This is a genomic window from Thioalkalivibrio sp. ALJ12, from assembly GCF_000378305.1.
GTDB lineage: Bacteria > Pseudomonadota > Gammaproteobacteria > Ectothiorhodospirales > Ectothiorhodospiraceae > Thioalkalivibrio.
The window spans coordinates 523,168-538,485 of the sequence record NZ_KB899538.1 but is presented as its reverse complement, the minus strand read 5'-3'; the positions used below and the strand labels follow the sequence as shown (position 1 = coordinate 538,485).

General features: G+C 63.7%; 14 protein-coding genes. 5 read left to right on the top strand and 9 right to left on the bottom strand.

Annotated elements, in window-relative coordinates; genetic code table 11:
- The first annotated feature begins 19 nt into the window (after positions 1-19).
- On the top strand, positions 20-1,447 hold the full coding sequence (locus tag F467_RS0102565) for an AmpG family muropeptide MFS transporter (RefSeq protein ID WP_018139798.1): 1,428 nt from the start codon (positions 20-22) through the stop codon (positions 1,445-1,447).
- A 141-nt stretch (positions 1,448-1,588) separates the two neighbouring features.
- On the opposite strand, the gene F467_RS13720 is transcribed toward F467_RS0102565, so the two are convergent.
- From F467_RS13720 to F467_RS0102535, 6 genes are all read right to left on the bottom strand, one after another.
- Positions 1,589-1,753 carry a hypothetical protein gene (locus tag F467_RS13720; protein ID WP_018139797.1) on the bottom strand — a complete coding sequence of 55 codons (165 nt, stop codon included), beginning with the start codon at positions 1,751-1,753 and terminating at the stop codon, positions 1,589-1,591.
- Positions 1,754-1,844: 91 nt separating this feature from the next.
- Positions 1,845-2,357, bottom strand: coding sequence for a peptidylprolyl isomerase (locus F467_RS0102555; protein ID WP_018139796.1), 513 nt, complete (start codon positions 2,355-2,357; stop codon positions 1,845-1,847).
- A gap of 16 nt (positions 2,358-2,373) precedes the next feature.
- Positions 2,374-2,724, bottom strand: a complete 351-nt coding sequence (locus F467_RS0102550) for a hypothetical protein (protein ID WP_018139795.1) — start codon at positions 2,722-2,724, stop codon at positions 2,374-2,376.
- 157 nt (positions 2,725-2,881) lie between these two features.
- On the bottom strand, positions 2,882-4,780 hold the full coding sequence (gene aprA, locus F467_RS0102545) for an adenylyl-sulfate reductase subunit alpha (RefSeq protein WP_018139794.1): 1,899 nt from the start codon (positions 4,778-4,780) through the stop codon (positions 2,882-2,884).
- A complete protein-coding gene (aprB, locus tag F467_RS0102540) occupies positions 4,780-5,259 on the bottom strand; it encodes an adenylyl-sulfate reductase subunit beta (RefSeq protein ID WP_038038494.1) in 480 nt (159 codons plus the stop codon). The genes aprA and aprB overlap by 1 nt, the downstream gene beginning before the upstream one ends.
- A gap of 39 nt (positions 5,260-5,298) precedes the next feature.
- Positions 5,299-6,075 carry a hypothetical protein gene (locus tag F467_RS0102535; RefSeq protein WP_018139792.1) on the bottom strand — a complete coding sequence of 259 codons (777 nt, stop codon included), beginning with the start codon at positions 6,073-6,075 and terminating at the stop codon, positions 5,299-5,301.
- A 524-nt stretch (positions 6,076-6,599) separates the two neighbouring features.
- Between F467_RS0102535 and sat the strand changes: the two genes are divergently transcribed.
- On the top strand, positions 6,600-7,790 hold the full coding sequence (gene sat, locus F467_RS0102530) for a sulfate adenylyltransferase (protein ID WP_018139791.1): 1,191 nt from the start codon (positions 6,600-6,602) through the stop codon (positions 7,788-7,790).
- 69 nt (positions 7,791-7,859) lie between these two features.
- Here the strand turns inward: sat and F467_RS0102525 are convergent, their stop codons facing one another.
- The gene (locus F467_RS0102525; protein WP_012981477.1) at positions 7,860-8,465 is read right to left on the bottom strand and encodes a CBS domain-containing protein; all 606 of its coding nucleotides are present in this window, start codon (positions 8,463-8,465) and stop codon (positions 7,860-7,862) included.
- Positions 8,466-8,591: 126 nt separating this feature from the next.
- Positions 8,592-9,128: a metallophosphoesterase family protein gene (locus tag F467_RS0102520; protein ID WP_012981476.1), complete on the bottom strand. Its 537-nt coding sequence runs from the start codon at positions 9,126-9,128 to the stop codon at positions 8,592-8,594.
- A gap of 225 nt (positions 9,129-9,353) precedes the next feature.
- Between F467_RS0102520 and F467_RS0102515 the strand changes: the two genes are divergently transcribed.
- From F467_RS0102515 to F467_RS0102505, 3 genes are read left to right on the top strand one after another with little or no spacing between them, the layout of a single operon-like run.
- Entirely contained in the window at positions 9,354-12,218 is a 2,865-nt protein-coding gene (locus F467_RS0102515) for a molybdopterin oxidoreductase family protein (protein WP_018139790.1), read from the top strand.
- Positions 12,215-12,946, top strand: coding sequence for a 4Fe-4S dicluster domain-containing protein (locus tag F467_RS0102510; RefSeq protein WP_012981474.1), 732 nt, complete (start codon positions 12,215-12,217; stop codon positions 12,944-12,946). The genes F467_RS0102515 and F467_RS0102510 overlap by 4 nt, the downstream gene beginning before the upstream one ends.
- A gap of 17 nt (positions 12,947-12,963) precedes the next feature.
- Entirely contained in the window at positions 12,964-13,947 is a 984-nt protein-coding gene (locus tag F467_RS0102505) for a DmsC/YnfH family molybdoenzyme membrane anchor subunit (RefSeq protein WP_018139789.1), read from the top strand.
- A 71-nt stretch (positions 13,948-14,018) separates the two neighbouring features.
- Here F467_RS0102505 and F467_RS0102500 read toward each other — a convergent pair whose 3' ends face one another.
- On the bottom strand, positions 14,019-15,185 hold the full coding sequence (locus F467_RS0102500) for a hypothetical protein (protein WP_018139788.1): 1,167 nt from the start codon (positions 15,183-15,185) through the stop codon (positions 14,019-14,021).
- Positions 15,186-15,318: the final 133 nt, after the last annotated feature.

Here is a 15,318-nt window from a genome sequence, read left to right as displayed (position 1 = left end):
GTCGTTCGCGGGCCTCTTCGTGAGCACGGCTGCCGAGTCGCAGAACCGGCCAAACCGCGACTGGCGCGAGGCGCTGGCCGTCTACCGCCACCCGCGGGTGGTGGGCATGCTGTTCCTCGGTTTTGCCGCCGGACTCCCGCTACTGCTGACCGGCGGCACCTTCACCGCCTGGCTGCGCGACCTCGGGGTCGAACTGGCCTCCATCGGTTTCCTCTCCTGGGTGGGCATGGCCTACAGCATCAAGGTGCTGTGGGCTCCCATCGTGGACCGGATGCGGCTACCGCTGCTGACCCGGATCTTCGGGCGACGGCGGGCCTGGATGCTGGCGGCGCAGGCGACCATCATGCTGGGGCTGTTCGGAATCGCCTTTACCGACCCCACCGAACAGCTCTGGCTGGTCGCGGTCTGGGCGGTACTGACCGCCTTTGGTGCCGCGACCCAGGACATCGCGATCGACGCCTACCGCATCGAGGCGGTCAGCCAGGAGCGCCAGGGCGCGATGGCCGCAGCCTATGTCTTTGGCTATCGCGTGGCATTGCTGACGGCCGGGGCGGGGGCGCTGCATATTGCGGCCGCCGGCAGCTGGAGCCTGTCCTATATGGCGATGGCGGCGCTGATGCTGGTCGGGGTCGTATGCACCCTGATCGTGCGCGAACCCGAGGTGGCCACCCGCGACGCGCAGACCGCCCGGCTCGAAGAACGCGTGGTGCATTACATCAACAACACCGCCGACACCGGCCTCTGGCGGGACTTCAAGGCCTGGTTCATCGGCGCAGTGGTATGCCCGTTCGTGGAGTTCTGGCAGCGCTTCGGACGAATCGCCCTGCTGGTGATCGCGTTCATCGCGATCTTCCGCATCAGCGACATCTTCATGGGGGTGATGGCCAACCCGTTCTATCTCGACCTGGGCTTCACCAAGGACGAGATCGCCAACATCGCCGCGGCCTTCGGGCTGGCGATGACGCTGACGGGGGCCGCCCTGGGCGGACTGCTGGTCGTGCGTTTCGGGATCATGCGCATGCTGATCGCCACCGCCATCCTGGCGCCGGCTACCAACCTGACCTTCTCCTGGCTGGCGACCCTGGGCCCGGAAACCTACGGTCTGGTGTTCGCAATCATGGCCGACAATCTCTCCGGCGGGATGGCGATATCGGTGTTCATCGCCTATCTCTCCAGCCTGACCAACTCGGCCTACACCGCGACCCAGTACGCCCTGTTCAGCTCGATCATGACCCTCCCGGGTCAGTTCCTGGCCGGATTTACCGGCGTATTCGCCGAGCACCTGGGCTGGTTCTGGTTCTTTGCCAGCTCCGCGCTCATTGGCATCCCCACCATCCTGCTGGCCCTCGCCCTGATGCGCTGGGCCAATCCGGACCGCATGGCCCAGCCGGGTCGACCGTCGGAGTTGCAGGCGCCGCCGGAGGGACCGGAACGCGCCCCCTCGTAAGAGGCGGGCCCGGGTTCCGAACGTCGGCCCGTCCGTCCGGGGCCTACCAAAACAAAAACGTCCGCCGGCGATGACGATCGCAAGCGGACGGCAGGGCAGCGCCCCCGGTATCGAAGGGGCGGCTATCGACTACTCCCGGCTTCAGGGGCGCTTCGGCGTCTGGTATTCCGCCTCTTTCTGGAAAGACTCCCAGATCGTCTCGTAACCGACGAAGCCCTTTTCGTTGGGCGGCATCTGGCGGGTCACCAGGTAACGGGACTTGCCGTCCGGGACCTGCGGGTGTTTCTTCTCGGTATCCTGGCTCATGGTTCATTCACCTCGCTTCGATGAAAAAGAGGGGATGGGACATTAACGTCTCGCCCCCAGACATACTGAAAGGCCGGGCAAACCGGCCCCATCACTCGATGGGCACCGCTCGTCCGCTGTCGATTTCCGGGCCCGACTCCACCTTGCCACCATGCTCGATTTCGTCCGCAGTGGCATCACGCACCAACAACACATTCAGTTTGAAAATCACCTGCCGACCACACAGCGGGTTATTGCCATCAATGGTGATCGTCTTGTCGTCGAGCCGCGTAACCAGAAAATTCTTGGTCTGGCCACGATCGTTTTCCATCAGGATCGCCGTACCGAGCTCGCGGTACTCCTCCGGCACGTTTTCGATCGCTTCCGTGATCACCAGGGACTCGTCGCGCGGGCCGTACAGCGCATTGCAATCGATGGGGACCTCGATGGTTTCGCCCTGCGCCTTGCCCTCAAGCTCGCCCATCACCTTGGGCGACAGGACCTCATTGACGCCGTGCACGTATCCCAGGGGGAACTCCACCTCGGTCAGGACCTGGCCGGATTTCTCGTCGATGACCTGGTAATTCAGCTCGACGTACTTGTTGTCCTTGATTACATCTGTCATTCAAAGTCCCGCTGTCTTAGAAAATGGACGCACCGAAGATTCGCACTTCGCCTTCCTCGTAGCCGAGGACCATGCGGCCGAGCCACTCCCCTTCTTTCTTCGTGCTGCGCACCCGATACAGGACCGTGACATGTTCGCCGCGGCGAATGATGCCGAGGTAATCCCAGTCATCTTTCAGGTTGCGGGTCAGCTCGCTCTGGGCGAACTGCTTGCCCACCTCGACCTCGTTAAGGCCGAACAGCAGGTGGTAGGAGAACCGGCGGACGAACTTGCCGTACTGGCCCTTGTTCGAGTACTTGATCAGATCGCTCCACATGGGATGGGCGATCTCCAGGATCTCCTCGTCGGAGTGATCGATGATGTTCATCGAGGTCTCCGGCATTGGCTGTGCTTCAGCTGCACTGGTCATGTTGAAACCCCCGGGGGTGACGGTTGAAAGAGAAGACCAACGCGCGAACGCGTTGGCCATCGCTGCTTGCCAGCCGTGGTGACGGGGCCGCACCCGACCCCGTCACGTTAGCACCCTAGGCTTCCGCCTTCTCGGGTTCGGCCGGGGCCTCGTCCTTGTCGACCAGGTGATAGCACGGCGCCTTCTCCATGGTGTACTCGCCCGTCTTCGGGTCACGACGAGAGACGGTCAGGTGATGCCAGTTCTTGTCGTCGAGCTTCATGTAGTCGCCTCGGTAGTAGTAACCCGGCCAGCGGGTTTCCTTGCGGAACAGCGTGTGTTGGAAGACGCTCTCGGCCGTGCGCACGCGGTGCTTCAGCTCCCAGGCACGCAGCAGCTCGTGGATGTCCTCCGCCGCCAGCTTGTCCAGATCCTCTTCGAGGATGTGCATCTTCTTCAGGCCGATATTGAGCAGCTTCTCGTTGGTCATGTAGCTGACCGTCACGCCGCCGCAGTATTCGTCCATCAGCTTCTGCAGGCGGTCAAGACCCTGGCGCGGGTTGATGAAGTTCGGATTGACCGAACCGGCCACAACCTCGTTGCTATAGATCTTGTAGTGCTCGAGCGGCTTGTAGATCTCCTCTTTGCGCTTGTTGATCTGCGAATCGGAGACGCGGATGCCGTCGGCCTTGCCATCGTCGATGTACTTGCAGGCAGCCTTCGCGGCCAGCCGGCCCTCGGTGAAGGAACCGGAGGAGAACGCATGTGGCGTCCCGCCCACGGCGTCGCCGGCACCAAACAGGCCTTCGACGCTGGTCATGCGGTTGTAGCCCCAGAAGTACTCGGGCGGGGAAACATCTTCCGGACCGGAGCACCAGGCTCCACAGCCCGTGGCATGCGAGCCCATCACGTAGGGCTCCGAGGTGGTCAGCTCGGGGTTCTCGTTCTTGGGGTCCACGTCGGTGGCGGCCCAGAGCACGGCCTGGCCGACGGTCATACCCAGGAAGTTCTCCCAGCCCACCTCTTCAAGATGCGGATCCTGGAAGGCCTCCATGGTGACCATGTGGATCGGGCCACGGCCGGCATTCACCTCGTTGAGGAACGCGTGGTTGCGCAGGCACGTCGGGATCGGGCGATGGGTCCGGTGGGAGACCTCCGGATCCAGGTACTCCTTGCCGACCATCTCCTGCAGCTGCGGCCACCACTTGGACTCGTACTCTTCGCCGTTGCAGTTCTGCGTGCGGGTCTTCAGATGCAGGAAGTAGGCACCGACCGGGCCGTAACCATCCTTGAAGCGGGCCAGCACGATGCGGTTTTCCATCTGGGTCATCTTGGCACCGGCATTGATCAGCAGACCGTAGGCCGAGCCGGAAGACCAGGGCGCGTACCAGACACGGCCCGCCCCTTCACCGACCGAGCGCGGCTTGAAGATCATCGATGCGCCGCCGGCAGCAACGATTACCGTCTTCGACTTGAAGACGTGATAGTTGCCGGTGCGCACATTGAAGCCCACGGCGCCGGCCACCCGGTTCTCCTTGGACTCGTCCATCAGCAGATGGGTGACGCAGATGCGGTTGTAGATCGTATCGGCCGACTTCTTGGCGGCCTCGGCCACGATCGGCTTGTAGGACTCGCCGTGGATCATGATCTGCCAGCGGCCTTCCCGCTGGTAGGCGCCCGTCTTCGGGTCGCGCATCAGCGGGAGACCCCATTCCTCGAACTGGTGCACGGTGGAATCCACGTGGCGCGCCATGTCGAACAGCAGATCCTCGCGCACCATGCCCATCAGGTCGATACGCGCGTAGCGAACATGGTCCTCGGGGTTGTTCTCGCCCCAGCGGGTGCCCATGTAGCAGTTGATCGCGTACAGGCCCTGGGCCACGGCGCCGGAGCGGTCGATGTTGGCCTTCTCCGCAATCACGACCTTCTTGTCCTGGCCCCAGAACCGGGCTTCCCAGGCGGCGCCCGTGCCGCCCAGGCCGGCGCCACAAACCAAGATGTCGATGTTGTCTTCGACGATTGTCTTGTAGGCCATCAGTAGTACACCCCTTCTTTCAGTTTGAGACCGGCGGCCTCAAGCGTGTGCAGATCCCCCTCATCCATACGGATGTACTTGGGCTCGTTGAACAGCAGCTGGCTGTCCCTCATCGACTTGTCCGGCGCAGGAACGTCGGCCAGCTGCGGGATGTGCTTGCCCCAGGGTTTGGTGGTAATGGGCGACAGGAACTCCTTTTCGCGACCATCGCGGAACTTGATCTTCCAGGCGATAGTTCCCCGCTCTTCGTCGCGGTCGACGCGTACGCTGTGCCCAAGCGGCGCGAAGTCCGCATAGCCGCGCACGTCAATGGCGTGGTGCGGGCAGGCTTTCACGCAGGAGAAGCACTCCCAGCACATATTGGGCTCGATGTTGTAGGCACGACGGGTGGTTTCGTCGATATGCATGATGTCTGACGGGCAGATATCCACGCAGTATCCACAGCCATCGCAACGGGTCATGTATACGAAAGTTGGCATGGTAGTCCTCGATCGATGCTGATGTTCGGGTAAATGGCTTTAGTAGTGGTTGGGCGCTTCACGCTGGATACCCTTCCCCATCTCCATCGGCGCGTCGCGCAGCAACTCCATGGAATGGCGCTGCTGCTGCTCGGGGTCATCACGCGTAAGGGTCGGAAGGTTCTCGGCGGAGCCGTCGGCCCGGGTAAGGCGCTTCTGGTAGGCCGCGGCGGGCTTGAAGAACATGTGCGCGAATTTCGACCAGTAGACGGTTGCGAACAGGGTCGTGGTAGCCGCGAGGAAGAGCACGAAGAAGAGCCAGCCGAGGGCACCTGCGCCCTGGGTCAGCGACCACAGAATGGCGAACGTCGACATCGCCAGCAGCGACACGATGAACAGGTCCGCGCGGACCAGCTGGTACCAGCGACGGCCTTCGGAATTGACATCGACACGAATGAAAAACCAGAACCAGTAGCCGCCAAAGGCGAGCGACAAGGCGCCCAGGTGCCACAGGAGCGGCCACACGCCGGCGGCCGGCTCGGCCGCGTAGCCAAAGATCAGCACGGCGGAGGAGACGACGAAAACGATAAAGCCCCACATGGTGAAGAGGTGGGAGGCACGACGCGTCGGATTCTTGAATTCGCCGGAGGTGATGACCTCTTTCCCGATGGTCTGCATCGCCAGCGAGAATTTCTCGCCACCGCTCACGCTTCGGCTCGCATTCTTCTCGGCTTTCTTGGCGTTCTCGAAAAAGTACTTGGCACTCCTCTTGTGCATCATGTCGAGGATCGTGCCGCCGGCCACGAGAATGACCATGAGCACGACATACCACTGCATTGCGGCTGGTGGAATAAACGCAGCCAGTTCGGCAAAGGGATTACTAGTGATCACGGCGTCAGGCCTCCTCAGAGTGTCCAATTGGCCCACCGAGTCTGTGCCAACTCCATCTTGTGCTTCAAATCAAACTTGCTTGCCGAGACATAAGTTCAATGTATGGGGTCATATGCTTATTTAGGGAAACGCTAATCTATGGAGCTGCTTTCACGGGCTTTGCGCGCCACAAGCCGGTCGCGCGACTGGAAAGTAATGTGGCGACCAGCACAAGAACCTTTAATCAACCACGAAACCCGCATTGGGACCGAACGGCAGCCGATTGATGAACCGCGCCGCTCCAGACGCGGCCGACAAGGGGTCAAGTAACCCGGCGCTTTATGGACTATCTTGTGCTACGTTCAGGGTCGACTTGCAGCACGGCCGGCGACCAGACCGGCTGGCCACGTACGGCCCGAGCACGACACTCGGCGGGATAATCCGCCCAATCCATGCAGTCCACATCCAGCGTCGGCAGGAGATAAAGCCCCATGATCAAACCGCACGGTGCAGACACCCTGAAGCCCCTGTTTGTCTACGACCCCGAACAACACCATGCCTTGTTGAAAGAGGCCGAAAGCCTCCCCTCCGTGGTGATCAGCTCTGCGGCCGCCGGCAACGCCGTGATGATGGGAGGGGGCTATTTCACACCCCTGACCGGCTTCATGAATGTCGCAGACGCAATGGGCTGCGCGGAGAACATGCGGACCACCAGCGGCCTGTTTTTCCCGGTCCCGGTGGTAAACCTGTTGGAGAATGCCGACGCCATCCGCGGGGCCAAGCGAATTGCCCTGCGCGATCCCAACATGGAGGGGAACCCGGTACTCGCCATCCAGGAAGTCGAGGCCATCGAGGAGTTCACCCCCGAACAGATGGAGACCATGACGCAGAAGGTCTACGGCACGACCGACATGGAACACCCCGGGGTGGCCGCCTTCAACAGCGAGGGCCGCGTCTGCGTGTCGGGCCCTATCCAGGTGCTCCACTTCTCCTATTTCCAGGATGACTTCCCCGACACCTTCCGCACTGCGGTCGAGATCCGCAACGAGATCGCGGAACGCGGCTGGAACAAGGTGGTGGCCTTCCAGACCCGCAACCCGATGCACCGCGCTCACGAGGAGCTATGCCGCATGGCACTGGACCAGCTGGGCGCCGATGGCCTGGTGATCCACATGCTGCTGGGCAAGCTGAAGCCCGGCGATATCCCGGCCCCGGTGCGCGACGCCGCCATTCGCAAGATGGCCGAGATCTACTTCCCCCCGAACACCGTGATGATCACCGGGTACGGCTTCGACATGCTTTATGCCGGGCCGCGGGAGGCCGTGCTCCATGCGCTGTTCCGGCAGAACATGGGGGCGACCCACTTCATCATCGGGCGCGATCACGCCGGGGTTGGGGACTACTACGGACCGTTCGACGCCCAGACCATCTTCGACACGGAGGTCCCGAGCGACGCACTGGAGATCGAGATCTTCCGAGCGGACCACACCGCCTTCTCGAAGAAGCTCGGCCGCGTGGTCATGATGTGTGATGCGCCCGACCACACGAAGGAGGACTTCGTGCTCCTGTCCGGCACCAAGGTGCGCGAGATGCTGGGCCGCGGCGAGGCACCCCCGCCCGAGTTTTCCCGCCCGGAGGTGGCCGAGATCCTGATGGACTACTACCAGAGCATCAATCAGTAACCGGGCTCGACTGCGTCAAAGCCCGGAAACAGAAAAGGTGGCGGGAGATCCCGCCACCTTTTTGCGTTCTCAGTAGGTCTTCGACAATGCCGCCTGGATCTCGGCGAAGGTCCGCGCGACATCAAAGGTCTGCACCGACACGCCCAGTTGGCGGCCAATCTGCGTGGCCGAGAACATGCCCCGGATGCGGGTCTCGCCGGTCGCCGGATCCGTCTGGCCCACGAGCGCATGCTGACGCCCCCAGTCCTTCAGGGTTGCGATGATGTCGCCAACGTCCGCCTGCATCACCCGTTGCATGTCCAGAAGATCCACATCATCCAGGGGCGCCATCAGGTCACGGACCCGGAGGTCCTCATGCCGCAGACCACGCTCATTCACCATCTGGATCGGGCGCTCCCCCTGCGTATCGCGAGCCGTAATCAACCCGCGCACCTGCCGCGCGTCGTCGACCACGATCAGCAACCGCACACCCCTGGCAATCATCTGCTCCGTCGCCTGACCGAGGGTCGCGTCGGGACCAATTGTGGCCACCGGCACTCGGCGGAAGTCGGTCAGCACACACAACGCGGAGGAGGCCAGCGTAACCCGCGGTTCCTCGTCGGTTACCTGCTGAAGCCCGGTTCCGGGAGCTGCCTTGCTCGATGGCAGGGGCTTGTGCGGGAATTCTGCGGTCATCGCATTTCTCCATCCAGGGTGGGAACCTAGACGATGCCCTGAGATGGGCGCGCTGACAAGCGGGTCCCGTCTGACGAAACCGCGGGGCGGCGCAGCGCCGGGGAGGCGCCAGGGAACCCCGATGGGTCACTCGATTCCGGCTGCTGCCTCTTCCGGCGTTGGCCGGATCTCGAACGACATGCGGTCGAGATCCCCCAGCGCCCAGGTCGCCTCGGGCGCGCCGAGACCCGCGACCGTGCCGGGATTCACGACCCAAGTGGAGCCATCCTGCACATGCGGCTGCTGACGGATCTCGGTCTCGTGGCTGTGGCCGCAGCAGACCAGGTCGTAGTCACCCGTGCATGCCATCGCATGGGCGTAATGGGGGTAGTGCGTGACGAAGATGCGGCGCCCCCCCAGGGTGATCGTGGCATCCAGCCCGTAGTAGTGCAGCAGGCCGTTGGACTGATGGGCGATGCGCGAGATCGCGACCGGGTCCCCCAGGTTGTTGCCATGCACCGCGTGTATCGGCACACCCAGCTTCAGCGAGGCCCGCAGCGTATTGCCGCCGATCACGTCGCCACAGTGGATGACCGCCTCGGCGCCCTCGACAATACCGGCCTCGATCGCGCGGGCCAGCATCGGGCCGCGGTCATGGCTGTCGGAAACAATGCATACCTTCATGGGTTCGCAGGCCTCTGTTGCCAAATTCCAGTGCCGGGACGATAACACTGCTGCGCCCCGCCCTGCCCCCGGGCCCAATTCGAGGCATCCGAACGGGCACGCAGAATCCATCTTTGACTCCCTTGTGGTGGGCACCCCGGAACTGCATAGTGGGGGTAACCCCGACCGAAGTAAGGGGTATTGCAGTATATCGCGATTGTCTAACTTACAAGGCGTTGACGATTTATGGCACAGACCCCGTCGCACGAAATCAAGAACACCACCTGTTACATGTGCGCCTGCCGCTGCGGCATCCGGGTGCACCTGCGCGACGGGGAGGTACGGTACATCGACGGCAACCCCGAGCACCCGATCAACGAGGGCGTGATCTGCGCCAAGGGCGCCTCCGGGATCATGAAACAGCACTCCCCGGCGCGGCTGACCCAGCCCCTGCGGCGCAAGCCCGGCGCCGAGCGGGGCGACGGCGAGTTCGAGCCGATCTCCTGGGAGGAGACCTTCGAGATCCTCGCCGAGCGCCTCGGGCACATCCGCGAGACCGACCCGAAGCGCTTCGCGCTGTTCACCGGGCGTGACCAGATGCAGGCCCTGACCGGGCTGTTCGCCAAGCAGTTCGGCACCCCCAACTACGCCGCGCACGGCGGTTTCTGCTCGGTGAACATGGCCGCCGGCATGATCTACACGATCGGCGGCTCGTTCTGGGAGTTCGGTGGTCCCGACCTGGAACGCTCGAAGCTGTTCGTGATGATCGGCACCGCGGAGGACCACCACTCCAACCCGCTGAAGGTGGCGATCTCCAAGTTCAAGCGCCAGGGCGGGCGCTTTATCTCCATCAATCCGGTGCGCACCGGCTACTCCGCGATCGCCGACGAATGGGTCCCGATCCGTCCGGGGACCGATGGCGCCCTGCTGCTGGCCCTGATCCACGAGATCATCAACAAGGGCCTGTACGACCGCGACTTCCTGGTCCGCTACAGCAATGCCGGCCAGCTGGTGAACATGGACGAGGACCAGGACGAGTTCGGCATGTTCCTGCGCACCGAGGATCCGCCGGAAGAAGGCTGCTACGACGCGCAGAACCAGCTCTGGTGGGATCGCAAGACCGGGCGCCCGGTCGCCACCCACACCCCGGGCGCCGACCCCTACCTGCTCGGAGAATTCACACTCGACGACGGGACACGGGCGAAGCCCTCGTTCCAGCTGCTGCAGGACCGGGTCGCGGAGTACACCCCGGAATGGGCCGAGCGCGTCACCGGCATAGCGGCCAAGGATATCCGCCGCCTGGCCCACGAGATGGGCGTGACCGCGCGCGATCAGCGCATCGAGCTGCCGATCGCCTGGACCGATTCCTGGGGTGTGGAGCACGAGTCGGTGACCGGCAACCCGGTCTCCTTCCATGCGATGCGCGGGCTGGCCGCACACTCGAACGGCTTCCACACCATCCGTTCGCTGTCGATCCTGATGTCGCTGCTGGGCACGATCGATCGCCCCGGTGGCTTCCGCCACAAGGCCCCGTTCCCGCGTCCGATCCCGCCTTGCGCCCGCACGCCGAAGGGGCCGGAGGGCGTTCAGCCCGGCAAGCCGCTGGACGGCATGGTGCTCGGCTGGCCGGCCAGCCCGGACGACCTGTTCGTGGACGACAAGGGCGAGCCGGTGAGACTCGACAAGGCCTTCTCCTGGGAGTACCCGCTGGCCGTGCACGGCATGATGCACAACGCGATCACCAATGCCTGGCGCGGCGACCCCTACCCGATCGACACCCTGCTGATCTTCATGGCCAACATGGCGTGGAACTCGACCATGAACACGGAAGAGGTCCGCAAGATGTTGAACGACAAGGACGACAACGGGGAATACAAGATCCCGTTCCTGGTCGTGGCGGATGCCTTCCAGTCCGAGATGACCGCGTTTGCCGACCTGGTGCTGCCGGATACCACCTATCTGGAACGCCACGACGTAATGTCGATGCTGGATCGCCCGATCTCCGAGTTCACCGGCCCGGTGGACTCGGTGCGCATCCCGGTGGTGCCGCCCAAGGGCGAGTGCAAGCCCTTCCAGGATGTACTGATCGAGCTCGGGTCGCGCCTGAAGCTACCGGCCTTCGTGAACGAGAAGGGCGATCGCAAGTTCCGCGACTACCCGGACTTCGTGGTCAACTACGAGACCGAGCCGGGCTCCGGCATCGGTTTCCTGGCCGGCTGGCGCGGCAAGGGCGGCGAAAAGTCCCTGCGTGGCGAACCCAACCCCAACCAGTGGGAGATGTACGCGAAGAACAACTGCGTCTTCCAGTACGAACTGCCGCGCAGCTACCAGTACATGCGTAACTGGAACAAGGGCTATCTGGAGTGGTCGCAGCGCAACCGCATCACGCGCTATGGCGAGCCCGTGCTGATCCACCTCTACTCCGAGGTGCTGATGAAGTTCCGCGCCGCCGCCCAGGGCAAGGGGCCCACGCGCAAGGCGCCGGCGCACCTGGCCAAGCGCGTCGAGACCTTCTTCGACCCGCTGCCCTTCTACTATGACCCGCTGGAACACCAGTCCACGGACAAGCACACCTACCCGCTGGCGGCCGTCACCCAGCGGCCGATGGCGATGTACCACTCCTGGGACTCCCAGAACGCCTGGCTGCGCCAGATCCACGCCCACAACCTGCTGTACGTGAACGCGCGCACCGCGCGGGCCGCCGGCATCGAAGACGAGGACTGGATCTGGGCGGAAAGCCCCTGGGGCCGGGTGCGCTGCATGGCCAAGTACTCGGAGGCTGTCGAGCCCGGCACCGTCTGGACCTGGAATGCGATCGGCAAGGCCGCGGGGGCCTGGAACCTGACCCCGGGCGCCAACGAGTCACGCAAGGGCTTTCTGCTGAACCACCTGATCTCCGAGGAGCTGCCGGGGCAGAGCGGCCCGATCTCGAACTCCGATCCGGTGACTGGTCAGGCGGCCTGGTATGACGTCCGCGTACGAATCTACAAGGCCGAAGAAGGGGAGCCGCAGGAGACCTCTCCCCAGTTCAAGCCGCTCAAACCGTACCCCGGCCAGTCCACACGGGCACGTGTTTTGAACTTCTTTGCGGGCATAGGAGGCAAGAAATGACCCAACTCGCCCTCGTCATCGATCTCAACGTCTGCGTGGGTTGCCACGCCTGCGTGACCAGTTGCAAGGAATGGAACACCTCCGGCGATGCCGGCCCACTGGTCGACCAGAACCCCTACGACGCGGACCCCACCGGCACCTTCTTCAACCGGGTGCAAAGTTTCGAGGTGGGTGAATACCCGAACACCGAGACGGTGCACTTTCCAAAGTCCTGCCTGCACTGCGAAGAGCCGCCCTGCGTGCCGGTCTGCCCGACCGGGGCGTCCTACAAGCGCGAGTCGGACGGCATCGTGCTGGTCGATTACGACAAGTGCATCGGCTGTAAGTACTGCTCCTGGGCCTGCCCCTATGGCGTGCGCGAGGTGGATGCCGAACGCAAGGTGATGACCAAGTGCACCCTGTGCGTGGACCGCATCTACAACGAGGAGCTGCCGGAATGGGATCGCAAGCCGGCCTGCGTGCGGGCCTGCCCGACCAATGCGCGGCTCTACGGCGATATCCATGACCCCGAGTCGGTCGTCTCGAAGGCCATCCGCGAGGCCGGTGGTTACCAGCTGATGCCGGAATGGGGGTCCAAGCCGGCCAACCACTACCTGCCGCGGCGCAAGACCCAGCTCACCATCCGCGAAGACGAGGTCGAACGCGCGGACAACCCGCTGAAGATCGACAGTCAGTTGCCGAAGCCCGGGCAGGACGAACCCTCGCTCGACGACGTCACCAGCTGGTAAACAGGGACGAAGACACTATGCATCCAGCCTTCTCGGTCATTTTCCTCACCACCCTGATCGGCGCCGGCCAGGGCCTGTTTCTCGGCCTGTTCGGTGCCGAGGCACTGAGCCTGCTGGGCGTGCTGCCGCCCCCGGGTTCGGACTTCCTGGCCCTGGGCTCCGCGCTCGCGCTGGCCTTCCTGGTGCTGGGGCTGATCGCCTCGTTCTTTCACCTGGGGCGGCCGGAACGCGCCTGGCGCACCGCCACCAAGTGGCGCACCTCTTGGCTCTCGCGCGAGGTGATCGTACTCCCGGCGTTCATGGGCGTCGTGTTCCTGTACGGCGCGGCCCATGCGTTCGGGTTCAACCCGGCCCTGGGTACGCTGGCCGGGGATGTCCCCGTCCTGCTGACCGTCGTGCTTGGCGCCATCGGGGCGCTGCTGGCCATCGTGCTGTATGTAACGACCGCGATGATCTACGCCTGCATCAAGTTCCTGCAGGAATGGCACTCCCCGCTGACCGTGGTCAACTACACCGTGCTGGGGGCCGCCAACGGCTTCACCCTGGCGGCCGCCTATGCGGCCTGGGCCGGTGTCCCGCTGGTCGCCTTCCTGGCGACGGTCGCGATCGTCCTGACGCTTCTGGGACTGGGTACCCGCAGCGCATCGCTGGTGCGCAACTCCCGTATCAAGTCGAAGTCCACGCTGCAGACCGCGATCGGGGTGAAGCACCCGAAGATCCAGCAGAAGTCCCAGGGCTTCATGGGCGGGTCATTCAATACGCGGGAATTCTTCCACCACATGTCGGCCGCGTTCCTGCGCGGGATGAAGTGGATCTTCCTGCTGGGTGCATTCGTGGTCCCGGCGATCCTGCTGCTGGTCGTGCTGGTCGCCCGCATCGACCCGGCCAACCTGCTGATCGCCGCGTTCGTGATCCAGTATCTGGGCATGGTCGCCGAGCGCTGGTTCTTCTTCGCCCAGGCCAACCACCCGCAGAACATCTACTACCAGTCGGTGGCCTGAGGACACAGCCGGGGGCGGCCTGACCGCTCCCGGCCCATCCAGGTTCGGGGCCCAGCCCCAAATCGCTCCGATCAGACCGCCGACCAGCCCTCGGTCGTGATCCCCTCACCCAGATCGAGCTCTACCAGGCGGCGGCGCACCTCCAGCAACTTCTCGACCAGGGCCGGTTCGACGTGCTCGTAGGCCTCCGCGTCCGGTACCCGGTTGACCACCACCCCCAGCAGCTCAGTGATCGCGTTGCCGATCGAATTCTGACTGATCGTGACGATCAAGCGGCCCTCGTCGTTGCGGTAAATCAGCTGCTTGAAGGCCGGCTGCCAACGGATCGCATGGGCGTACTTGGCGTCGGTGAAGCAGCGATCGCGCACCTTCTTGGCGGTCTTGAGGAAATCGTTGTTGAACAGCAGGACCTCCTCCACCGCATCGGGGAAGTGCACGCCCTCGGGCATCGGGGCATTGCGGGTGGAGACCTGCGAGAAGAAGGTGCGGTAGAAGTCCAGAAAGCCCTGCAGGACCGCGTCGTATTCGCGCCAGAAGCGGATGTCCTTCAACGCCTCGACCCCACCCTGGATCTCCCAGCTCGGGAGGCCGTGCGGGTAGCCGGTCAGCGCGAGTCGGGCCTCGTGATCGGGCGCCGGCCGCAGGATCTGCAGGTCCAGGGCGCGGGTAAAGAAGGCCCGGTAGACATCGCGCATATAGGCCTGGAACAGGCTGTGCTGGCCGCCATCGGTCAGGTTGGGGTTACCGGGATCGGCCAGCGGCGCTTCAGCCAGCGTCGCCATCGGAAAGACGATGAAATGGTTGTGCAGCATGCGGATACTGGGCACCCCGGGCGCGGTCAGCGGCCAGGTCGCGTCCAGGCTGGCCTCGCCCGCCAGCACCAGGGCCTCGGCCGGGTCCGGGTACTGCTCCAGCATGTACTCGATGATCACTCCGTTCATCCGGTTCCAGACATGCCGCACCGGCTCCGGCACCTGGGTGCGCCGCACCGGGCGCCCCATCGGGTCGAGGATGGTCTGCGAGGTGTTGTAGATGATAGAGCAGTCGAACTCGTTGCTGTGCCCCAGCGCCTTGCGGTAGAGCAGGAGGTTTTCCGGATTGACCAGCAGCCCGTTGTTGTTCACCAGGTCGGCGAGGTTCTCGGTGCTGTTGAAGAACTCGTTCGGTTTCATGCCCTCCGGGATATCCAGGGGGATGGGCCGAAACGGCGTGGTGATCTCGCGGGGGCCGGCTTGCATAACGGTCGGTGACTCCTTGCAGGGGGCGGGTGTCACATAAGGATGGGCAGGGTTGTACCGACAACCACAACCCCTGTACTGTAACTTGCGCGGATCGGGAGTGTCTGCAGCGACCATAGCACAACCACCCACT

Excerpts from the sequence above, each read along its gene's own strand:
- aprB (WP_038038494.1), bottom strand. The coding sequence starts at position 5,259 with ATGCCAACTTTCGTATACATGACCCGTTGCGATGGCTGTGGATACTGC.
- aprA (WP_018139794.1), bottom strand. The coding sequence starts at position 4,780 with ATGGCCTACAAGACAATCGTCGAAGACAACATCGACATCTTGGTTTGT.
- F467_RS0102550 (WP_018139795.1), bottom strand. The coding sequence starts at position 2,724 with ATGAACATCATCGATCACTCCGACGAGGAGATCCTGGAGATCGCCCAT.
- F467_RS0102515 (WP_018139790.1), top strand. The coding sequence starts at position 9,354 with ATGGCACAGACCCCGTCGCACGAAATCAAGAACACCACCTGTTACATG.
- F467_RS0102555 (WP_018139796.1), bottom strand. The coding sequence starts at position 2,357 with ATGACAGATGTAATCAAGGACAACAAGTACGTCGAGCTGAATTACCAG.
- F467_RS0102505 (WP_018139789.1), top strand. The coding sequence starts at position 12,964 with ATGCATCCAGCCTTCTCGGTCATTTTCCTCACCACCCTGATCGGCGCC.
- F467_RS0102510 (WP_012981474.1), top strand. The coding sequence starts at position 12,215 with ATGACCCAACTCGCCCTCGTCATCGATCTCAACGTCTGCGTGGGTTGC.
- F467_RS0102520 (WP_012981476.1), bottom strand. The coding sequence starts at position 9,128 with ATGAAGGTATGCATTGTTTCCGACAGCCATGACCGCGGCCCGATGCTG.
- F467_RS13720 (WP_018139797.1), bottom strand. The coding sequence starts at position 1,753 with ATGAGCCAGGATACCGAGAAGAAACACCCGCAGGTCCCGGACGGCAAG.
- sat (WP_018139791.1), top strand. The coding sequence starts at position 6,600 with ATGATCAAACCGCACGGTGCAGACACCCTGAAGCCCCTGTTTGTCTAC.
- F467_RS0102500 (WP_018139788.1), bottom strand. The coding sequence starts at position 15,185 with ATGCAAGCCGGCCCCCGCGAGATCACCACGCCGTTTCGGCCCATCCCC.
- F467_RS0102525 (WP_012981477.1), bottom strand. The coding sequence starts at position 8,465 with ATGACCGCAGAATTCCCGCACAAGCCCCTGCCATCGAGCAAGGCAGCT.
- F467_RS0102535 (WP_018139792.1), bottom strand. The coding sequence starts at position 6,075 with ATGCAGTGGTATGTCGTGCTCATGGTCATTCTCGTGGCCGGCGGCACG.